The 18744-nt window shown below is 48.7% G+C and carries 16 protein-coding genes, 16 tRNA genes and 1 rRNA gene; 3 read left to right on the forward strand and 30 right to left on the reverse strand.

The annotated features are described in order from the left end of the window. Positions 1 to 2: 2 nt before the first annotated feature. Both AC0YNZ_RS19005 and AC0YNZ_RS19010 read left to right on the forward strand, forming a co-directional pair. Positions 3 to 371: a hypothetical protein gene (locus AC0YNZ_RS19005; RefSeq protein WP_475828099.1), complete on the forward strand. Its 369-nt coding sequence runs from the start codon at positions 3 to 5 to the stop codon at positions 369 to 371. A gap of 138 nt (positions 372 to 509) precedes the next feature. Then, positions 510 to 1307 carry a hypothetical protein gene (locus AC0YNZ_RS19010; RefSeq protein WP_475828100.1) on the forward strand — a complete coding sequence of 266 codons (798 nt, stop codon included), beginning with the start codon at positions 510 to 512 and terminating at the stop codon, positions 1305 to 1307. Positions 1308 to 1453: 146 nt separating this feature from the next. Here AC0YNZ_RS19010 and AC0YNZ_RS19015 read toward each other — a convergent pair whose 3' ends face one another. Continuing rightward, positions 1454 to 2974 (reverse strand): molybdopterin molybdotransferase MoeA, encoded by a 1521-nt coding sequence (locus tag AC0YNZ_RS19015; protein ID WP_475828101.1) that lies wholly within the window; start codon positions 2972 to 2974, stop codon positions 1454 to 1456. Between the two features lie 120 nt (positions 2975 to 3094). On the opposite strand from AC0YNZ_RS19015, the gene mobB reads away from it, so the two are divergent. After that, positions 3095 to 3619, forward strand: coding sequence for a molybdopterin-guanine dinucleotide biosynthesis protein B (gene mobB / locus AC0YNZ_RS19020; RefSeq protein ID WP_475828102.1), 525 nt, complete (start codon positions 3095 to 3097; stop codon positions 3617 to 3619). Positions 3620 to 3631: 12 nt separating this feature from the next. On the opposite strand, the gene AC0YNZ_RS19025 is transcribed toward mobB, so the two are convergent. From AC0YNZ_RS19025 to AC0YNZ_RS19165, 29 genes are all read right to left on the reverse strand, one after another. After that, entirely contained in the window at positions 3632 to 4282 is a 651-nt protein-coding gene (locus tag AC0YNZ_RS19025) for a response regulator transcription factor (protein WP_110774413.1), read from the reverse strand. Positions 4283 to 4346: 64 nt separating this feature from the next. Next, complete coding sequence (locus AC0YNZ_RS19030) at positions 4347 to 5348, reverse strand: sensor histidine kinase (protein ID WP_475828103.1); 1002 nt, start codon at positions 5346 to 5348, stop codon at positions 4347 to 4349. A gap of 167 nt (positions 5349 to 5515) precedes the next feature. Next, positions 5516 to 6223: a PspA/IM30 family protein gene (locus tag AC0YNZ_RS19035; protein ID WP_475828104.1), complete on the reverse strand. Its 708-nt coding sequence runs from the start codon at positions 6221 to 6223 to the stop codon at positions 5516 to 5518. A 1-nt stretch (position 6224) separates the two neighbouring features. Then, positions 6225 to 6692, reverse strand: coding sequence for a PspC domain-containing protein (locus tag AC0YNZ_RS19040; RefSeq protein WP_475828105.1), 468 nt, complete (start codon positions 6690 to 6692; stop codon positions 6225 to 6227). Beyond that, a complete protein-coding gene (locus AC0YNZ_RS19045) occupies positions 6680 to 7366 on the reverse strand; it encodes a PspA/IM30 family protein (RefSeq protein WP_475828106.1) in 687 nt (228 codons plus the stop codon). Before AC0YNZ_RS19045 ends, AC0YNZ_RS19040 begins: the two co-directional genes overlap by 13 nt. Positions 7367 to 7441: 75 nt before the next feature. Next, positions 7442 to 7738, reverse strand: coding sequence for a LiaF transmembrane domain-containing protein (locus AC0YNZ_RS19050; protein WP_475828107.1), 297 nt, complete (start codon positions 7736 to 7738; stop codon positions 7442 to 7444). Between the two features lie 303 nt (positions 7739 to 8041). Beyond that, the gene (locus AC0YNZ_RS19055; protein WP_475828108.1) at positions 8042 to 9616 is read right to left on the reverse strand and encodes an ABC transporter substrate-binding protein; all 1575 of its coding nucleotides are present in this window, start codon (positions 9614 to 9616) and stop codon (positions 8042 to 8044) included. 137 nt (positions 9617 to 9753) lie between these two features. Then, positions 9754 to 11286 (reverse strand): ABC transporter substrate-binding protein, encoded by a 1533-nt coding sequence (locus tag AC0YNZ_RS19060; protein ID WP_475828109.1) that lies wholly within the window; start codon positions 11284 to 11286, stop codon positions 9754 to 9756. Positions 11287 to 11372: 86 nt separating this feature from the next. Next, a complete protein-coding gene (locus AC0YNZ_RS19065; protein WP_475828110.1) occupies positions 11373 to 12305 on the reverse strand; it encodes a carbohydrate ABC transporter permease in 933 nt (310 codons plus the stop codon). 52 nt (positions 12306 to 12357) lie between these two features. Further along, complete coding sequence (locus AC0YNZ_RS19070) at positions 12358 to 13335, reverse strand: ABC transporter permease (RefSeq protein ID WP_475828111.1); 978 nt, start codon at positions 13333 to 13335, stop codon at positions 12358 to 12360. Between the two features lie 118 nt (positions 13336 to 13453). Further along, a complete protein-coding gene (locus tag AC0YNZ_RS19075) occupies positions 13454 to 15067 on the reverse strand; it encodes a response regulator (RefSeq protein ID WP_475828112.1) in 1614 nt (537 codons plus the stop codon). Further along, positions 15060 to 16811, reverse strand: a complete 1752-nt coding sequence (locus AC0YNZ_RS19080) for a sensor histidine kinase (protein WP_475828113.1) — start codon at positions 16809 to 16811, stop codon at positions 15060 to 15062. Before AC0YNZ_RS19080 ends, AC0YNZ_RS19075 begins: the two co-directional genes overlap by 8 nt. A 184-nt stretch (positions 16812 to 16995) precedes the next feature. After that, positions 16996 to 17077, reverse strand: a tRNA-Leu gene (locus AC0YNZ_RS19085). A 14-nt stretch (positions 17078 to 17091) separates the two neighbouring features. Next, positions 17092 to 17168: transfer RNA gene (locus tag AC0YNZ_RS19090), tRNA-Arg, on the reverse strand. Positions 17169 to 17191: 23 nt separating this feature from the next. Next, positions 17192 to 17265 (reverse strand) — tRNA-Cys (locus AC0YNZ_RS19095). Positions 17266 to 17272: 7 nt separating this feature from the next. Then, positions 17273 to 17347 (reverse strand) — tRNA-Gly (locus AC0YNZ_RS19100). A 7-nt stretch (positions 17348 to 17354) separates the two neighbouring features. Continuing rightward, positions 17355 to 17429, reverse strand: a tRNA-Gln gene (locus AC0YNZ_RS19105). Positions 17430 to 17456: 27 nt separating this feature from the next. Continuing rightward, a tRNA-His gene (locus AC0YNZ_RS19110) sits at positions 17457 to 17532 on the reverse strand. A gap of 18 nt (positions 17533 to 17550) precedes the next feature. After that, positions 17551 to 17624: transfer RNA gene (locus tag AC0YNZ_RS19115), tRNA-Trp, on the reverse strand. Positions 17625 to 17633: 9 nt separating this feature from the next. After that, positions 17634 to 17718, reverse strand: a tRNA-Tyr gene (locus tag AC0YNZ_RS19120). A 3-nt stretch (positions 17719 to 17721) separates the two neighbouring features. Then, positions 17722 to 17797, reverse strand: a tRNA-Thr gene (locus AC0YNZ_RS19125). Positions 17798 to 17829: 32 nt separating this feature from the next. Beyond that, positions 17830 to 17905 (reverse strand) — tRNA-Phe (locus AC0YNZ_RS19130). Positions 17906 to 17919: 14 nt separating this feature from the next. Continuing rightward, positions 17920 to 17996 (reverse strand) — tRNA-Asp (locus AC0YNZ_RS19135). 41 nt (positions 17997 to 18037) lie between these two features. Then, positions 18038 to 18114: transfer RNA gene (locus AC0YNZ_RS19140), tRNA-Met, on the reverse strand. Positions 18115 to 18129: 15 nt separating this feature from the next. Continuing rightward, positions 18130 to 18205: transfer RNA gene (locus AC0YNZ_RS19145), tRNA-Val, on the reverse strand. A 70-nt stretch (positions 18206 to 18275) separates the two neighbouring features. After that, positions 18276 to 18350, reverse strand: a tRNA-Glu gene (locus AC0YNZ_RS19150). Between the two features lie 4 nt (positions 18351 to 18354). Beyond that, positions 18355 to 18445 (reverse strand) — tRNA-Ser (locus AC0YNZ_RS19155). A gap of 4 nt (positions 18446 to 18449) precedes the next feature. Then, a tRNA-Asn gene (locus tag AC0YNZ_RS19160) sits at positions 18450 to 18525 on the reverse strand. A 110-nt stretch (positions 18526 to 18635) separates the two neighbouring features. Further along, a 23S ribosomal RNA gene (locus AC0YNZ_RS19165) occupies positions 18636 to 18744 on the reverse strand; the annotation flags it as partial.

Here is an 18744-nt window from a genome sequence, read left to right on the forward strand (position 1 = left end):
AAATGGAACCTATTTTTCCGTTACATGAGGAAGTCGTTAACCGGTATTGCGGTTATCCGGTATGCGCGGTAATGAATGACGGCAGTAGGCATGTTGGCATACTTAGCTCCTGCGGAGGCGGTAAATTGCTGCTTAACGCAGAAGCAGGCAGCGTAGAGGCAAATGTAACACAGGTACAGCCCAAGGTTTCAAAAAAGAAAAAGGGCGGTAAAGGTACAACTGAGATAGCTCATAAGTCAGGGCAGCCGCATGCACAAACGCAATCCTACCCTTATGATCCCTATTACTATGGGCCGGATCCTTATTATCCATGGGGTGGAGCGCTGGCACTTGATTTTGCCCTCGTCGCATTTCTGTTTCTCTTGCTGTAAAAGACAATGCGGCGAATTTGGCGAAAAGTCGCCGCTCTCTAATTTTTATAAATGCAATGACAGGTTTCGCCAACCTTTTTAATCCCGATATAGTATGCTGACAATCCACCCATCCTTGCATGCGGAGAGGAGTTGCTTATGGCCTCATACATAAGCTCCATTCGGCGCATTGAACGGACAGCTGCTTACGTGCCGGTACAAGCTGTAAGTCCGTACGCTTATTACCCTTATCGCGATGGCGAGCCTCAGCTGGCTCAAGGGAACGGCAATGATTGGAACCGCATTTATGTGCAAGCTGCGAACAGTGCAGCAGCCTGGGTACAGACTGCAAAGCGGGCTCAATGCGAGATTGATCAGCTAACCTGGAGAATCAGCAGCCAGTTGAAAACAGGCAAGCCCCCGGCTGATAGTCTAGATGACCTTACTAATATGCTCAATCATTGGGAATCGCATTACAAGCAGCATGCTGACGATTTAAAGCCCGAGCTCTGGAGCAGCATCGAGCTGGCTCTGCGGCATCCTGCTGCTCAGGAGCTAGGACTGCGCCGCAGTACGCAAGGCGGCAAATGGACCATTGACTCCATTGACATGCTGCCTTCTGTTAAGGTTCCAGCAGATTCCAGTAAGACCGGCGAGCGTGTACGTTCTCGTCGGTCGTTAATCACGAAAGACTCACATAAGGGGGATGATGCTTTCACAGCTTGGTCAATGCCCTTACTCGCAAATGAGACTCAGCGTGTGCAGAGGCTCTTGCTGGGAGCAGACGGTTTGCTGAACGGGCTTAAGCATGCCCTCGCGTACGTCGAGCAGCAAAGGGCTGTTGATCTGCTCCAACCAAAATTAGCGGCCACCTTGCCGTATGCCGCTTATTACAGCTCTACGCAATCCTACTGGCCGCTTCCCTATGTTGGATTGATTCTCAATCGTTGCTTGTAGTTCTTGCAGATTAAAATATTATGCGCAGCAGCAGTTAATTCCGGCTGTACTCGAGATTATGCTGCGTATGTTTTATATTCGGCTACCTTGCCGTTATATCCTGCCATATAAAATCATTTTTTCCAATTCATATCCGAAGTGACTGTCTATGGAATCAAGATGACCTCAATGATCTCTCCCGCTTCAGCTCCCTTTGAGCCTGAAGGAATGACGGCTAGCCCTTCGGCATCCGCGATTGAAGCCATCATGCTTGATTTGGTGAAAGCAAGCGGATCGGCTAGCAAACATCCGTCCGACCGGCTGATCAGGCGTGTGCGTACAAAGCGGTCATGCGGGCTTGGCTTGTCCACCGCAGTATGCAGCTGCGCCCTTACAGTTCGCGGAAGTGCTTCCTTCACGCCTTGTATCCGCAGCAGTGCTGGCCGAACAAATAATTCAAACCCAACGAAGCAAGCTCCCGGATTCCCCGATAAAGCAAACAGAAGCTTCCCTCCAATGACCGCTGCCGAAGTCGGACTGCCGGGTCTCATCGCTACCCGGTCGAATAAGACGCGGCTTGCAGCTTCGTTGTTGGCTGTACGAGCCTCATTGCCTTCAGCTGATCCCCGCGCCGGTTCATTAATATGACCGTCCGTTTTGAAGCTGCTGTAACGGAATAGACTATTCTGTCCGTCTGACGGGAAGCTGCTGTCACATAATTGACTATTCTGTCCATTAGTCTCACTGCCGTTCTTTATCGAGCGGAAAATGTCTGACATCACATCGAAGTCTCCTACAGAGACACCGCCGGTCGTGACGATCAGATCGGCATCTGCCCACGCGCTGGCGAGCGCAGCTGCCACCGCAGCAGGCTCGTCCGGCAGCGAGCCGCACAGGATCGGCTCAGCGCCGCTTTGCTCTATCATGGCCGCGACCATACAGCTGTTGCTGTCGCGGATCTGGCCCGGCGCGAGCGACGCCTCAACCGGCAGCAATTCGCTGCCGGTCGCGAATACCGCTACGCGCGGGCGCTTATGCACCGCCACCTCGGCATAGCCGAAGGTGCCGAGCAGCGCAACATGGCCCGGCCGTACAAGCGTGCCGGGCACAGCCAAAGCGCTCCCGCGGCGAAATTCCTCGCCTCGGGGCGCAATGTTCTGGCCGGCCGTGCCGGCGCGCTTGATCAGCACCGCCGGCGAGCCATCGGCCAGCATGGCATCCGCGGTCTGCTCCAGCATCACGACCGCGTCAGCCCCTTCCGGCACAGCCGCGCCTGTCATTATGCGCACGGCAGTGCCCTTCTGCACGGCCGCAAGGGCGATTCCGCCCGCCGCCACCGAATCAACAACGCGCAGCTCCGCCGGCTGCTCCGGCGACGCTCCCGCTATATCCGCCGCGCGCACAGCGTAGCCGTCGAGGCCCGAGCGCGCGAAGGGCGGCCAATCGCTTGACGCCTCTATCGTCTGCGCCAGCCTTCGGCCGCCGCTAGCCCGCAGCGGCACGAGCTCACTGCCGAGACGCTGCCCATCCGCAGCAGCAAGCACCCGCTGCTGTGCTTCTTCAACCTTCACCGCTTTCCGGTTAAACCGGCCAGCCTGCTCCCGGCCTAGCGCTCCGCCGGCTCCGCTGCCGGTATTCCATCCGTTCTCTACTGCCTTCTCCGTTCCGCCACCATTTGCCTTATCCATCTTCATCACCGCTCCTATAGCCGCCGGCTTATCCGATCCCGCAGCTTATTCAGCATCTATTTTACAATGTATGTTAAACTATTGGCAATTACGGTCGTCTAAACGAAGAAGGAGAACGCCATGCAGCCATCAGCATCACACATACAGCTTATTGTCCAAATCGTCGGATACAAAAACACCGGCAAGACCACATTGGTTTGCCGGTTAACGGAGCGCTTTAAACAAGCGGGATATAAGGTTGGTACGATTAAGCGCGATGCGCATGATTTTCAGATCGATCATCCCGGTACCGATACGTGGAAGCATCAAGCCGCCGGAGCGGATATAACAGCTATTACCTCCTCGACGCGCACAGCGATCATGAAAGCAAGTTCCGAATCGCTCGAGCAGCTCATTGCGCAAATGTCCGAAGCGGATGTTATTCTGGTCGAAGGATTCAAGGATGCAGCTTATCCAAAAATAATTACGATTCGCTCCGCCCCAGACTGCGAGCTGTTACAGCAGCTAAAAAATCCGCTCGCCTCTGCCGTTTGGACGGAAGCAGCCTCCGCAGCTGCAGCAAGCTCAGCTGTACCCGTAATCGATATTAATCAAATTGACCAGCTGTTCCATACAGCATTATCAATAATTAATGTAAATTCATAAGTATATTTTCCTTTAATCCGCAATTCCTTGCTTATGGGCATAAATGGCCGCCTGCGTACGGTCATCAACTTCAAGCTTGTTAAAAATATTCGTAATATGGAATTTCACCGTTTTTATGCCTATAAACAGCTCGTCGGCGATTTCCTGATTGGATCGTCCCTGCGCTACCCGCTTGAGCACATCCATCTCGCGGTCCGTCAGCTCCTCATGCAGCGGCGCTTGCTCCTTCTGCTTCGGCTGGCGGAAACGATTCATCATTTTCGCCGCAACCTGCGATTCCAGCACCGATTGTCCGCGCGCTGCGGCACGAATCGCATCCGCGATTTCCGTAGCACGCGACGTTTTCAGCAAATAGCTGAAAGCGCCCGCTTCAATGACCGGGTAAAGCTTGCTGTCATCCAAATAGCTCGTTAATACGATAACCTTGCATTCAGGGTAAAGCTCAAGCAGCTTAGCAGTCGTCTCGACGCCATCCATGCCGTCCATCACTAAATCCATCAGAACAACGTCTGGTCTGTACGCCTGTGCCAATCGAATGCCGTCCATGCCGTTGCTTGCTTCACCGACAACCTCGATACCATCCTCAGTATCCAGCACCGCTGCAAGTCCGATTCGCACCATTTCATGATCATCGACCAGCAAAACCTTTATCGGCTGACTCAATTGCTCAATTGCCTCCACACCTTACACCGCCCTTATTTATTCATTAAATTTTTCACTTTATGGCTTATGCTTTTGCGTCCCGCAGTCCATCCGCAGGAACCCAAATATGAATAACTGTACCTTCACCAGGCTTCGAAATCATCTGCAATGATCCGCCCAGCTCGTTTATACGCTCTTCCATCGTAAGCAGACCGTAGGACGTTTGCTTCTTAGCCTCAAGATCAAACCCAATGCCGCTGTCCTGAACGCTCATGTGCACTTGGCTGCCCACGCGAATCAGCTTAATATCCATACTGTCCGCTTTGGAATGCCTTAGCGTATTCGATAACGCCTCCTGCGCTATCCGGAACAAATGATCCTCGGCATTCGGCGGAAGCACAATGGTGTCATCCACCTCGAGCGTAATCGTCATCGGCACCTTCTGCTTCAGCTCATCCACTAGAACAGTAAGCGCCTGCCCCAAATTTTTACCGTCCAAGTGAACGGGCCGGAGATGAAGCAGCAGAGCCCGCATTTCCGATTGTGCGACAGCCGCCATTTCTTCAATTAGCTGTACCTGACGTTTAGCCCGCTCCCAATCCCGTTCGATCGTCCTGCTAACGGCCGTCGCCGTCATCGAGATTGCGAATAGCTGTTGGCTTACCGCATCGTGCAGCTCGCGCGCAAGCCGCTGGCGCTCTTCGATCACAGCCGTAAATTTGACCTTCTCTGTCCAAATTGGATCAACCTGCTCCTGCTCCGATATTTCATTTTCCGTCGTCTCGCTATTGCTTAACGTAACGGTAAAGCGGCTTTTTCTTTGCTGCTCGGTCAGCCGCTTAAGCGATTCCTTCAGTCTCGAGTTTTGTAAATAGCCGTTCAGCGCTGCGGCTGCAAGGCCAGCTCCAACGATGGTCAGCCCGATAACCGCCCATTTCCCCTGAAGCGTAAAGAGCTCAACGTAACCGATCCCATGCAATACGATAACAACCAAGCTGATAATGATAAGCAGCCACAATATCGTTTCCGTCGCATTGCGCCTGCGGGCCGCATGATGCGGTTGGTCCCTCCTATGGCCCTGCTCCATACGGCTCACTTCCTTCTAAGTACTATATTAACCTTTATTTACATCATATGTAATTAGAAAAATAAATAAGCTGTCACCGACAGCGGCAGCTCTATTTTCTTATCAATCTAACAAAACACAGGAAAGAGCAGACCGTTATTCGGTCCGCTTCATCCATTGTCCTTATCCTATTCTTCAGTTGAAGACTTCGTTAATGAAGTTGTCGGATTCAGCTTGTTCTTCAGCGCTTGCAGCTGCTCATCAATCTTAATCTGCTTCTCGGCATCGGCTGCATTAAAGCTGTTTGCCGCACCGCTGTAAGTGTAAGGCGTGCGGAGAACATCTGCTTCTGCTTCCAGCTGCATAATTTTCTCTTCCATACGGTAGAAACCGCGTGAAGCTGAGCCGCTGTCGATCGTGTGGTTCGCTGTCAATTGCGCCATTTGTTTTTGCGCTTTAGCTACTTGAGCACGGGAAGCCAGCTCATTTCGCTTGTTGCGAAGTTGGTAGAACTCCTCCTTCATCGTGTGCAGCTGCTGCATCAATTCCTCTGCTTGCGCCTTCGACTGTGCATGCAGGTCAACATATTCCCTTACCTTCTGGTCAAAATACAGCTTCTCTTCCAGCAGCTTGCGTGCAAGCTCTTCTTGCCCGGCTCTTAGAGCCGCTTCTGCTTTGGATTCACGATCAGCCGCGCTGCGTATAGTCTCCTCAAGGCGCTGCTTCATGCGGCGCTCATTAGCCATTTGCTTAGCAACCGTAACCTCTGCTTGATGAATTTCGGACTCCATATCCCGCAAATATTGGTTCAACATAATAATCGGATCTTCAAGTTTATCCAATGCCTCATTTACCGATGCCTTCGTCATATCCTTCATGCGTTTGAAAATTCCCATATTAAAATTCTCCCTTCTCGTATTTAGCAATTTTAGCTTTCAATTCTTCAATTTCACGACGCAGTGCTTTCTTCTCCAAATCATCCATCATGCTGTCGAATTGTGTTGATGTTGTAGGCTGGGGTGCCGGTCCTGGAGCATTCCAAGAGCCTGGCGCTTGCGGCGGGTTTTTGTAGGGACCGCCGAATTGTGAATGCGCTTGTTGGCCAAACCCGGGATTATAGCCTCCGCCATAACCGTTACCGTAGCCGTTTGGGCCAAAGTTAGAGTAGAGCGGCGGTTCCTTAGGCACAACCAAGCCTGCAATAATATAGATCAGAATAACAGCACCGCTTGTAAAAATAGTTACAACTATAAGTAAAATCCGCAGCAGTGTCGCATCAACGTTTAACATTTCCGCTAATCCGCCGCATAGACCGAATAGTTTCTTGTCACGTGTGGATCGATACAGTTTTTTCAAGACGACCATCCTTCTTTCTCAAGCTTTCGCTTCAACTGCTCAAGCTCTCGTTCTATAACGGATTGTACGGTATTGCCCGCTTCCGTTACGAATTCTTGCCCCATTCTGCGAATGTCACGCAAGCTCTTCGCTTCATGCTCCATGCCGCTAATACGATCCTCCAGCCTTCTGAATACGGAGCCCGACTGTATGCCTTGCTCACCGAGCCCGCTGCTGTAGCGGTTGTTCATCCGCTGCTGAAGCCTTAGCGATTCCATACGGGCCGCATAATATTCACGTTTGTCATATACGGATTGGTATTCACTGCGCATCTCGCGCAGCTGCTCTTCAAGATCCAGCGTATTTTGCCTGCTTTGTTCGAACAGCTCCCGATACTGGAGCGAGCGTTCTTCACAGCTTGCCTTCTCATGCAAGGCGATTCTTGCCAGCTGCTCTTCGCCTGCTTTCAGAGCTGTCAACGCTTGATTCTCCCGCCGTTCCTTCTGCTCTTCGGCTAACAGCCATTGTGCCTTTAGGTGATTGCTATGGCCGGCGTACTGCTGGTAAAGCTTCTCGGCCTGTATAATATCTTCTCTTGTTGACCATAGGAATTGATCGATCATCCGAACCGGATCCTCTGTCTTCTCGAGCCGTTCATTTAATGTGGCGACCGTAATGTCGCGCACTCGCTTCATAATACTCATTCCATGTCCTCCTTAACGTTTTGCGATGCAAAACCGGCTTCTTAAATCCATGCTTTATATGTTCACTCGCAGCAATTAATAAACTCTGCGTTTATTCTTCTTGAAGAGGCTCACTCCGGCTGCAATCAAGCCGATTGCCAGAAGCAGCAAGATGACGCCGCCGAGCTTGCTAAGAACCATCATCCCGCCGATTACGATAAGTATGCCGCCAATCCATCTCTTGCTGTTCATCCAACCGACAATACCTAGACCGATTAGTATGAACGGGAGCAAAAATCCGAATATAGCACCGAAATGGATACCGATAAAATTAAGTACCGCGATACCGCCAACAATTACGAGCAGTACGCCTAACGCGCTTTTTCCATTCATCTCTCATTTCAACTCCTTTCAGCAATTAATATTTTCTTTTACGTTTATTGCCTAGTGTGTGCTGCTCTTGCTTATGTACTTAGTTTAGAGCAATTTTCACCTTTCTAAAACGGACCTTCGGCGGTTTCCGCACTGGACTTTGGTCGAGTCAGCAGCCCGCCTCCAGGGGAAAAAGCGGGCTTTCCCCCTTATAAACCGCTAACCTGCGTGTATTGCATTGGTACCAGCGCTCTCTAGCATGTCACAACGAACAAAAAGTGCCGGCTTAGCGATTGTCGCTTGGCCGGCACCTTATAAGCTGTTTTATTTGCTTGCAAGAAATTGATCGAATTGAGCCTGCTTCTCTGCAACAATTTTATCGATACCGGCCGCTTTCAGCTTCTCGGTATACTCCGGCAAAACTTTATCGATATCGACTGACCCGGTTTCCAGCGCGGTTTGATACTGTCTGTCGACATTGACGACGGCCGCTATTTCGGCTCTGACCGCTGATCCGTCAAATACGAAACCAAGTCCGGGAGACAGCTTTGCATTTTGATTAAATTCTCTGAAGTTATCCCATTTGTCAGGGTCCTCAGTGTCCCAGACATAGTTCAAAAACTGATTGCCGAACATCCAATTAGATCCTGGATGATAGTCTTTCGTAAGCTCGGTCGGCTTGATTACATTTTCGTTAACCTTCAAATAATGCTTGCCTTCTATGCCGTAGTTCAGCAAATTGTTCAAGAAAGAGTCCGTATGGAGCAGATTGATAAACATCATCGCGCGCGCAGGATCCTGCGAAGTAGTGGAAATAGCCAGCATGGAGCCCGCCGTCTCAGACGTCGCAATCGTCTTCACATTTAATGCCAGCTGTGCCAGCTTGCCGGTAAGGCCAGTCTGAATAGCCAGTTCCTCATCCTTGCCTGGCTTTAATGCAGCTGTAATGGAGAATACATCTCCGGATCTTAAAGCGTCGTTGTTCATCGTCTGATTGGTAGCCGCATCCTTATTTATATATCCTTTTTGAAAAAACTGACGCGTCATGCGAAGCGTATTCACATAACGGTCAACCTCGTAGGCCGGCAAAACCTTCGTGCTTTCTTCATCCTTGAGAATGATGCCGGGAATTGAGGTATCCCCCAGCGCATCGAAATTTCCGAAATAATGCGAATTAAACGTCTCGCCTTGCTTCATATAGAGAGGTATCATACCCGGTTTTTTCGTAAGGATGATTTGATACACCGCATCCAAATCTTCGATCGTTTTGACCTTGGACATATCAATACCAAGCTCATCTGCTATATCCGACCGGTAGACAATGCCGCCTTGCCCGGCCAATTCCTTGTTCGTCGGAACGGCATAATTTTTCCCGTTGATCTTAGCACCCGCTAGAAACACGGGATCTAGCGATTGCAGAATCCCTTGACCATACTGCTCCAGCAGCTCGTCAATCTCTAAGAATGCGCCCTTCGACACATTGACCGCATGCTTATTCCATTGCGCTGTAAATAGGATATCGACCTTCTCACGCGATGCGATCATGAGGTTGATTTTGTCGTCCCACGGTCCCCAATCAACCGGTATGAGATCAATTTTCGCGTTGATTTTGTTTAATAAATACGCATTCATTGCCGCTTCTATTTCTTCCTCATCCTTTTGCGGCGATCCCGTATATACAAATTTTAACGTATAGGCTTCTAGTGGGCCATCATTTACCCCGCCGCTATCACCTGAACCTATTGAAGCGCTTTCAATTTCATTGCCTAATGTCATGCTGCTTTCACTGTTTTTTAGCGGGCGATTCGTGCCTGTCTGATTAGAGCATGCGCTTATTAGAAATAAGCAGACGAGCAGGAGCATCCTTGCGCGAATCAAATGGCTCACCGTTCGGGTCATATTCGATTTGCCCCCTAATGGGATGTTGAATTTTAAATAATAGTCTAATTGTAAAGAATTCATCAAAAAATGCAAGCAAGAAAAACCCGAGCCTTATGCAAGACGCGGGCTTACGTTATTTTCAGGGACATTCTCGCTTACTTGCTTGCCAGAAATTCATCAAATTGTTTTTGCTTTTCGGCGATAACCTTGTCAACACCTGCATCCTTCAATTTCGCTTCGTACTCGGCAAGGATTTTATCAACGTCGACCGAGCCCGTTTCAAGCGCTCTTTGGTATTGACGGATAACGTTCGCGAGTGCTCCAACTTCAGCTTTTACCGGTTCGCTGTTAAATACGAAGCCAAGCGCGGGAGATACCTTCGCGTTTTGGTTGAACTCTTTGAATTTGGCCCATTTGTCCGGATCCTCGGAATCCCATACATAGTTGAGGAACTGGCTGCCGAACATCCAAGCGGAGCCCGGGTTATAATTCGCGGTGCTGCCTGTGGCGGTAATGATTTCACCGTTACGTGTATAGTGCTCGCCTTCGATCCCGAAGTTTAGCAGGTTGTTGATTTCTTTGTCCGTATGGAGCAGGTTAATCAGCATCATAGAGCGGGCCGGATCCTTGGAAGTAGAAGAAATGCCGAGCATCGAGCCAGCCGTTTCGGAAGTCGCAACCGTTTTTTCCGTCATTATAATTTGTGCCAGCTTGCCTGTCAGACCCGAAGCGCTTGCGATTTCAGCATCCTTGCCCGGCTTCATTGGCTCGACTGTGGAGAATACGGTGCCTGCCTTCCATGCATCTCCGGAAGAAACCTGCGTTGTCGCAGCATCCGCGTTAATATAACCTTTTTTGAAATAATCGCGTGTGAGGTTCAAATATTGTTTGTAGCGTTCAATTTTCTCTGTCGGCGTTACGGTCGTTCCGGCTTCGTCCTTCAGAATTGCGCCTGGAATCGTCGAATCGCCCAGGAAGTCATAATTGGCGAAGAAATGTGAGTTAAAAACGCCTGCTGTCGTATAAAGCGGAGTTAAATCCGGTCTTTTTGCTTTTACTACCGCATAGACTGCGTCCAAATCCTGAGGGGTCTTCACATTGCTCATATCGATGCCGAGCTCGTCGGTAACGTCTTTGCGGTATACGATACCTCCTGCGGCAGCGAGCTCCTTATTCGTCGGTATGCCGTAGTTTTTGCCATTGATCTTTGCGCCTTCAAGGAAGGCAGGGTCAAGTGAATCCACGATACCCTTGCCATATTGATCGATCAGATCGCCAAGCTCAAGGAAAGCGCCTTTGGATACATTATTCGCATGGCCGTTCCATTGAGCGGTAAATATAATGTCAACCTCTTCACGGGAAGCGATCATGAGGTTGATTTTATCATCCCAAGCGCCCCAATCTATTGGCATCAGGTCGATCGTTGCATTGATCTTTTCGGTAAGCAGCTTATTAAGCGCATCTTCCACTTTTTTCTCATCCGTCTGAGGCGTACCCGGATATACGAGCGATATTTTATACGGCTTCAGATCTGATGCAGGCGGCTCCTCTTCCGTTGCGGCGGAATCCTTTGCAGGCTCTGGATTGTTATTGGTTTTAGAGTTGTTTCCAGAGCATGCGGACACAATGAGTACGATGGTCAGCATCATTAGGAGAAGCATGGATGTCTTTTGTTTAACTTGCTTCATAGCGGGTGGACCTCCCTTAAGAATTAAGTTTTATATGCTAAACCGGCATTGCCGGTTACAGCCAAACGGCAGCAGCTTCAGCGATATCAGCCTTTAACGGCGCCGACAGTCAAGCCTTTAACAAAATACTTTTGAAAGAACGGGTAAGCGAAAATAATGGGACCGATGCCGACGACTACCATCGCCATGCGAACCGTCTCGCTCGGAAATTTAAAGGTTCCGCCCGCTGCCGAAATGGCCGCTGCCGCGGTGCTGTTATTCGCAAGGAATTGAATGTTCAGCATGGTCTTATACATCAAATACTGAACAGTGATATTCCCATCCTTCGTAATGAACACCAAGCTTAGAAACCAATCATTCCAATAGGTCAGCGTCTGGAAAAGGGCGACCGTCGCCAGTACCGGAAGCGATAACGGAAGGACGATTTTGGCGAAAATAGTCAGCTCTCCCGCACCATCGATTTTGGCCGACTCCAGGACAGCTGCAGGAATCGTCACCATAAAGAACGTCCGGATAATAAGCACGAAGAAAGCGGCCACGAGAAGCGGCATAATAAGGGCAAGCAGCGTATCCTTCAAATCCAGAACTTGTACGTATACCAAGTACCAAGGAACCAATCCGCCCGAGAACAGCATCGTAAAGAAGACGAAGAAGGTGAAAAACTTGGCATGCGGGAAATCCGACCTCGAGATCGGATAAGCATAAAGAGCCATAATGATGAGACTAAGCGTCGTGCCCACGATGGTGACGAGTATGGAGATGCTGTAGGAACGAATAATTTGAGTCGCATCCTTGAACAAAAACTGATAGGCTGCCAAATCCAGCTTGGACGGAATGAATTGATAGCCCTCTCTCAGAACCGTTCCCTCATCGGAAATCGATACCATTACAATGAGGACAAGCGGTATAATGCAGAGCAAGGAATAAATAATAAAGAATACATTGATGCCTAGAGAAGCCGGAATCGACAATTGGTTTTTTGGATTGGACCCGGACGATATTTTCTCGACTGCTTCCATAGGTTCACCTCCATAAGTTTTTCATAAAAAATGACGGATTGTTATGCACCGGCTAAAACAAAGCATTATCCTTGTTGATGCGGCGCACCACCCAGTTCGATAGAAACACCAGCGTAAAGCCGACGACGGACTGAAGCAGCCCCGCTGCGGACGATAAGCCGATATCTCCTACTGTTAGAAACGTCCGGTAAACATAAGTGTCGATAACATTCGTAACAGGGAACAATACGCCCGATTCTCTCGGCACCTGGAAGAACAAGCCGAAATCCGCATTGAATATTTTCCCGATCTGCAGCAGTGTCATAATCGTGATCACCGGCATAATGAGCGGAATCGTAATGCTGGTCATTTGCTTCCACTTGCTTGCTCCATCGATGGTAGCTGCCTCGTAATACTCATCGTCGATGCCAATGATGGCAGCCATATAAATGACGGTAAAGTAACCCATGCTCTTCCACGTGTTCACGATCGGCAGGACGTAAGGCCATACCTCCTGCGTAAAATACCAATTTACCTTTTCAAGCCCAAATGCCGGAAGCAGGGAACTGTTCAAGTAACCGTGCTCATCGCTCATGAAACCGAAGACGAGATAGCTGATTACGACCATGGAAAGGAAGTACGGAAGAAACATGATCGTCTGGTGAAGCTTAGCTATGAATCTGCTGCGAATCTCATTTAGCATGATTGCAAAAGCCAGCGGAAAAATTAAATTCAATATAATGAACCCTGAGTTGTACAATAATGTGTTTCGCGTAATAATCCATGCATCCGAAGTTTTGAACAAATACTCGAAGTTGGTTAATCCGTTCCATGCGCTTCCTAGTATTCCGTCCGCGTAATTAATGCTTTTAAACGCGATAATGATGCCGAACATAGGAATATAGTTGTTAAACACAAGCAGTACGATGGCTGGGAGCATCATCACATAGAACATCCAATATTTGCGGAATATGAGTAAATGTGATGTCTTCCTAGCTTTTATTTTTGGAAAATAGGCCGTTGTCACCGTTTCCGACATCTGGTCCGCCATCGCTTTCCTCCTCCTCTTTCTAAGGCTTTGAGTCATTTCTCTTGTCTTAATTGTATAAAAAAAAGACGCCGACATCTGTCGGCGCCGTGACCATATTAACGGTGCTGTGACTTCTCACTCATACATCCTGATACTTTTTGCGATATTCCTGCGGCGTCAAACCGGTCATCTTCTTAAATAGCTTGGAGAAGTGCGAAAAGTTGGCATAGCCTACGTTAATCGCAACGTCGCTGACCCGGTTATTGGTTTTCTCCAGCATGATTCGTGCCTTCGCTATTCGTATTTTCACCAAGTAATCCGTTAATGAATAGCCGGTTTCCCTGCGGAACAGGCGCGATAGATAAGCCGGGTTCAAATACACCGATTCCGCAGCCTGCTCGCGGCTGAACTCTTCGCCAAGATGCTCCTCCATATAGCGCTGAACCTTATCCACGACCTGCGATACGTCTTTCCCGTTCTGATTGGCGTATTCCGTTACCTGACTGCTCAATTGCTGCGTCCATGCTCGCATCCGGGCTAATGATTTTAGAACATTCTCGCCGGCCTCCCACTCTCTATTTGTGAATACGTCGGTCATTTGCACCGATTTTTTATTAAGCCATTGGAACAGCATATTCATAAAACCATAATAAAACGAAGCCATGTACGTATAATCGACTTTACTCTCCTGCATCTGGTCGAAGCATTCGTCAATCCGCAGCGCTAATTCGGCCCTCTTGCCTGACTCCAGCAGTAGCGCCCAATCGGAAAAGGGAGCCTGCTGGAGTGCGCCCAGCCCCTGCTTCTGCTTATTGTCACGCTCTATAATAATCGCGCATGTATTACTTACGTTGCTGCGCTCAAGCGATAGCAGCGCCTGTACGCCGGTGCGGAGCTGCTTAACCGCCACGGCCTCTCCGATATAACAGGAGAGATGACAATGAAGCATGCTTTTGCACTGATGAATAAAAGTTTTGCATCTCTCTGCAATATCGGCGGCGGACTGCTCCTCCCCCTCCGGTGAGCCATAAAATATCGCGTACAGAATACCGCTGCCATCCTGCACGATCTGCCCCGGAGCACTCTGAAGCACGAGCTCCTCAGCTGCATTTTTAATGCCATACGTCATAATTTCCTCATCGCGGGCCGACCATTCTTCTCGCCATTGCTCGATGCTAATGAGGACGACGCGAATCAGGCTGTCCGCTTGAAGCGGTAAAGCATAGGTTTGCATCGCGGACTCAAGCTGCTGCGGCGCGGCCGACAACCGGTAGTGTATGACGTCCTGCCAGAAACGCTCGATTAAAATCGGACGCTGCTTGCTCCATTGCTCGTAAAATAGGCTGTACGTCCCGCGGATTTTTGAAAGCTCCTCCAGATCGCGAACCTTGGCCAATGCCTCATTCACGCATGCTTTCAGCGCATTATGGTCGATTGGCTTAAGCAAATAATCGAAGCTGCCCAGCTGAACCGCCTGCTGCGCGTACTTAAAGTCCGCATGTCCAGTTAGAAAGATTGTCACGCTTGAGGGAGAATGCTCATTAACCCACTCCAGCAAATCGATTCCGCTTTGATTCGGCATATCGATGTCCGAAAGCATGATGTGTATCGTGTGCGAGGTCAGCAAAGATTGCGCCTCTTCTGAATCAATCGCGGTATAGATGTTGGCAATCGGCAGCGTGGACCAATCTATTCCTTCTACAATACCTCGAATCGCGATCTCCTCATCATCTACAACCAATAAATTATACAACGGCTTTTACCCCTTCCATTCGCTTAGGAAATACGATAATGACCATCGCCCCGCTGCCCTCCGATTGATTGCGGAATGTAATCGACGTCCGCTCGCCATAAAGCAGCTGCAGTCTATGCATAACGTTCATAATGCCTAGGCTGCTTGTTTCCCCTTGCTGAAGCGGCTCCTTATTATGCAGCTTCTCCAGCACCTCTGGATCGAAGCCAACCCCATTATCGCAGATGGTTAACGTAAATCCGTAGTCAGAGTCCGTTTCAGCCGTTATTTTAATTTGGAAGAGCTGCCGCCTGTTTTTGAATCCATGAATGATCGAATTTTCAACAAACGGTTGTAAGGTCAAGGCAGCAATCGGGTAATTTAGAATGGCGTCCATTCCTTCAAATGTGCATTGCAGCTTGTCAGGAAACCTGATTTTTTGAATCGTCATGTAGTTTTCGATGTGCATCAGCTCTTCCTTGAGCGTAATTGTATCCCGGTTGGCTTTCATGATGAATCGGAAATAATCCGCAAGGTGAAGCGACATCTTTTTAACCGTTTCCGTATCATTCAACGCAGCAAGATTGTAAATGATATTCAAGCTGTTCATATAAAAATGGGGATTGATTTGCGCCTGAAGCTGCTTCAATTCTCCTTGCTTCACGCGCAGCTGCTCCTCATAGACATCGATTTTTAAAGTCTTGATTTGCTCTGCCATGACGTTGAACGTATTTCCGAGAAACTCAAATTCAAGCGATTTGTTCTTCTTCAGCCTTACGTCCAGCATGCCTAGAGAAATTTTCTTCATCCCAAGAATCAGCTCATGCAGCGGTTTAAACAGCATGTTCCTCATAAAAAACAAATAAATAAGTAAAATGGCTAAAAATCCAATTGGAGCGAATAAAGTCGCATTTCTAAAAAATAATAGGTTGCGAAGCAGCGTCTCCTCCGGTATCACGACACGGTAAGCAATATTGACCATATCGCTCATCCTGCTCATCACGAGATAGGTATCTCCTGTCTTTCGGTCAGTCAGAGATTCATAGGGCTTCTTCGATATTTTATAGCTCAAATCTAACGGCGCGAGGTTTTCTGTTAACGATTGCACCATCCGGTCCCCGTCAAGCAGGTAAATGCCATTATGACCGATATCCCCGTCGCTCCATTGAATAGATAGCATTTTGTTAATATCCTGTATTTTTATCATAGCTCCAACATATAGCCCTTCTGATGCCTTAATGAAATTGATCAGAAAAAACCTGCCCGGCAGCCGCTCATCCTCTCTAACTTCCCAGGTGTGCTGATCATTCAGAAGCATGTTTTCTTCCGTCGTCATTGTATCCATATGGGACTTGATTATTTTTTTCGTATCATTATATACACTGTCGGTTCCGAAAATAATATCGTTTTTGTGATACAAAAATATAGTATCGATAAGATTATAGACGCCAACGTCGCGGTTCAGCTTGGAATCGATCCTTATTTTTGTTAACGTGTATCCGTCACTGTCCATCGGAAAGGACATAAGCAGTCCAACATCGGAATCAAGCACTGACATTTTGTATAGATAATCATTGATTTGCGATAAATTGTGGTCCGTCTGACCGACATATATATCGAGCGTGTTTCGATAGGTCTCGGATACCTTCTCTCGAACGATATCGCGCGAGTAGCTATTATTGATGAGCATATAAATGACAACCGGCAGCATAACTGCCATAAATCCGATAATAAGACGAGTTCTTATCGATTTACCGAATCTCACCCTCCGTTTTCCCCCTATCATTTATATCGGATCATCTCTAATACTACCATTTAAAGCGCTTTCTTAAAATATTCTAAATTCAAAATCCTTCGGAATAAGCCATAACCTTCTTGTTCATCATATAGAATAAACACAAAAAAACTCTTAAGATCAATTTGATCTCAAGAGTTTGTGTTAGAAAATTTGGTGCCGATGAGAGGACTCGAACCTCCACGGTTTCCCTCACGATTTTGAGTCGCGCGCGTCTGCCATTCCGCCACATCGGCATTCATAAGAAATATGGCGTGCCCTAAGAGATTCGAACTCCTGACCTTTTGATTCGTAGTCAAACGCTCTATCCAGCTGAGCTAAGGGCACATATCTTATTTCAGTAAAAATTGTGGAGGCGCCACCCAGACTCGAACTGGGGGTAGAGCTTTTGCAGAGCTCTGCCTTACCACTTGGCTATGGCGCCAAATTAATGGAGCGGAAGACGGGAATCGAACCCGCGACCCTCGCCTTGGCAAGGCGATGCTCTACCGCTGAGCCACTTCCGCATATAAATGGCTGGGGATTCAGGGATCGAACCTGAGAATGACGGAGTCAAAGTCCGTTGCCTTACCGCTTGGCTAATCCCCAACATTTTTAAAATTTTCTTTTGAAAAATGGGGCGATCGAGGGGAATTGAACCCCCGAATGTCGGATCCACAAACCGATGCGTTAACCACTTCGCCACGACCGCCATCTTCAAATATTATATTGGCAGGGGCAGCAGGAATTGAACCCACACCAAAGGTTTTGGAGACCTTTGTTCTACCTTTAAACTATGCCCCTAAGGTAAACTGGTGGAGGATGATGGATTCGAACCACCGAACTCAGAGAGAGCAGATTTACAGTCTGCCGTGTTTAGCCACTTCACTAATCCTCCATGTGGTGCCGTCGAGAGGACTTGAACCCCCAACCTACTGATTACAAGTCAGTTGCTCTACCAATTGAGCTACAACGGCATATTCACTTGTTATTGCTTGTACAACATTAATGGTGGCTCGGGACGGAATCGAACCGCCGACACGAGGATTTTCAGTCCTCTGCTCTACCGACTGAGCTACCGAGCCTGATGTTGTTTAAGTGGCGGAGCTGACGGGATTCGAACCCGCGGTCTCCTGCGTGACAGGCAGGCATGTTGGGCCACTACACCACAGCTCCACATCATAATCTCGGAAACTTCCGAAAGGTAAAGATTTTTTTGGTTGCGGGGGCAGGATTTGAACCTGCGGCCTTCGGGTTATGAGCCCGACGAGCTACCGGGCTGCTCCACCCCGCGTCGTTGTTATTTAAATGGTGGAGGCTGACGGGATCGAACCGCCGACCCTCTGCTTGTAAGGCAGATGCTCTCCCAGCTGAGCTAAGCCTCCGTGTTGAGCGACCTTTATATCATATCACAGGTCATTGTTTTGTGTCAAGCATTTTTTTAGAGAAAGTTTTTGGTGACCCGTAGGGGACTCGAACCCCTGTTACCTCCGTGAAAGGGAGGTGTCTTAACCACTTGACCAACGGGCCTTACTGGCAGAGAGGAAGGGATTCGAACCCTCGAGACCCGGTTAGAGCCTACACGATTTCCAATCGTGCTCCTTCGACCACTCGGACACCTCTCTATAATGGCTCCCCGAACAGGACTCGAACCTGTGACAACTCGATTAACAGTCGAGTGCTCTACCAACTGAGCTATCAGGGAATATAAATCAGATCAAAGCAAATTGCGCCCTGAAAACTGGATACGAAAGTTAGGTTTGCTGAACCTTATTAGCTGCTGTCTGCCGGATGTATGGGTCCATGCAAACGTTTTAGGATAAGCCCTCGACCGATTAGTATTCGTCAGCTCCACACATTGCTGTGCTTCCACCCCGAACCTATCAACCTCGTCGTCTTCAAGGGGTCTTACATACTGGGAAAT

It is taken from the genome of Paenibacillus sp. J2L1-98, from assembly GCF_056269405.1.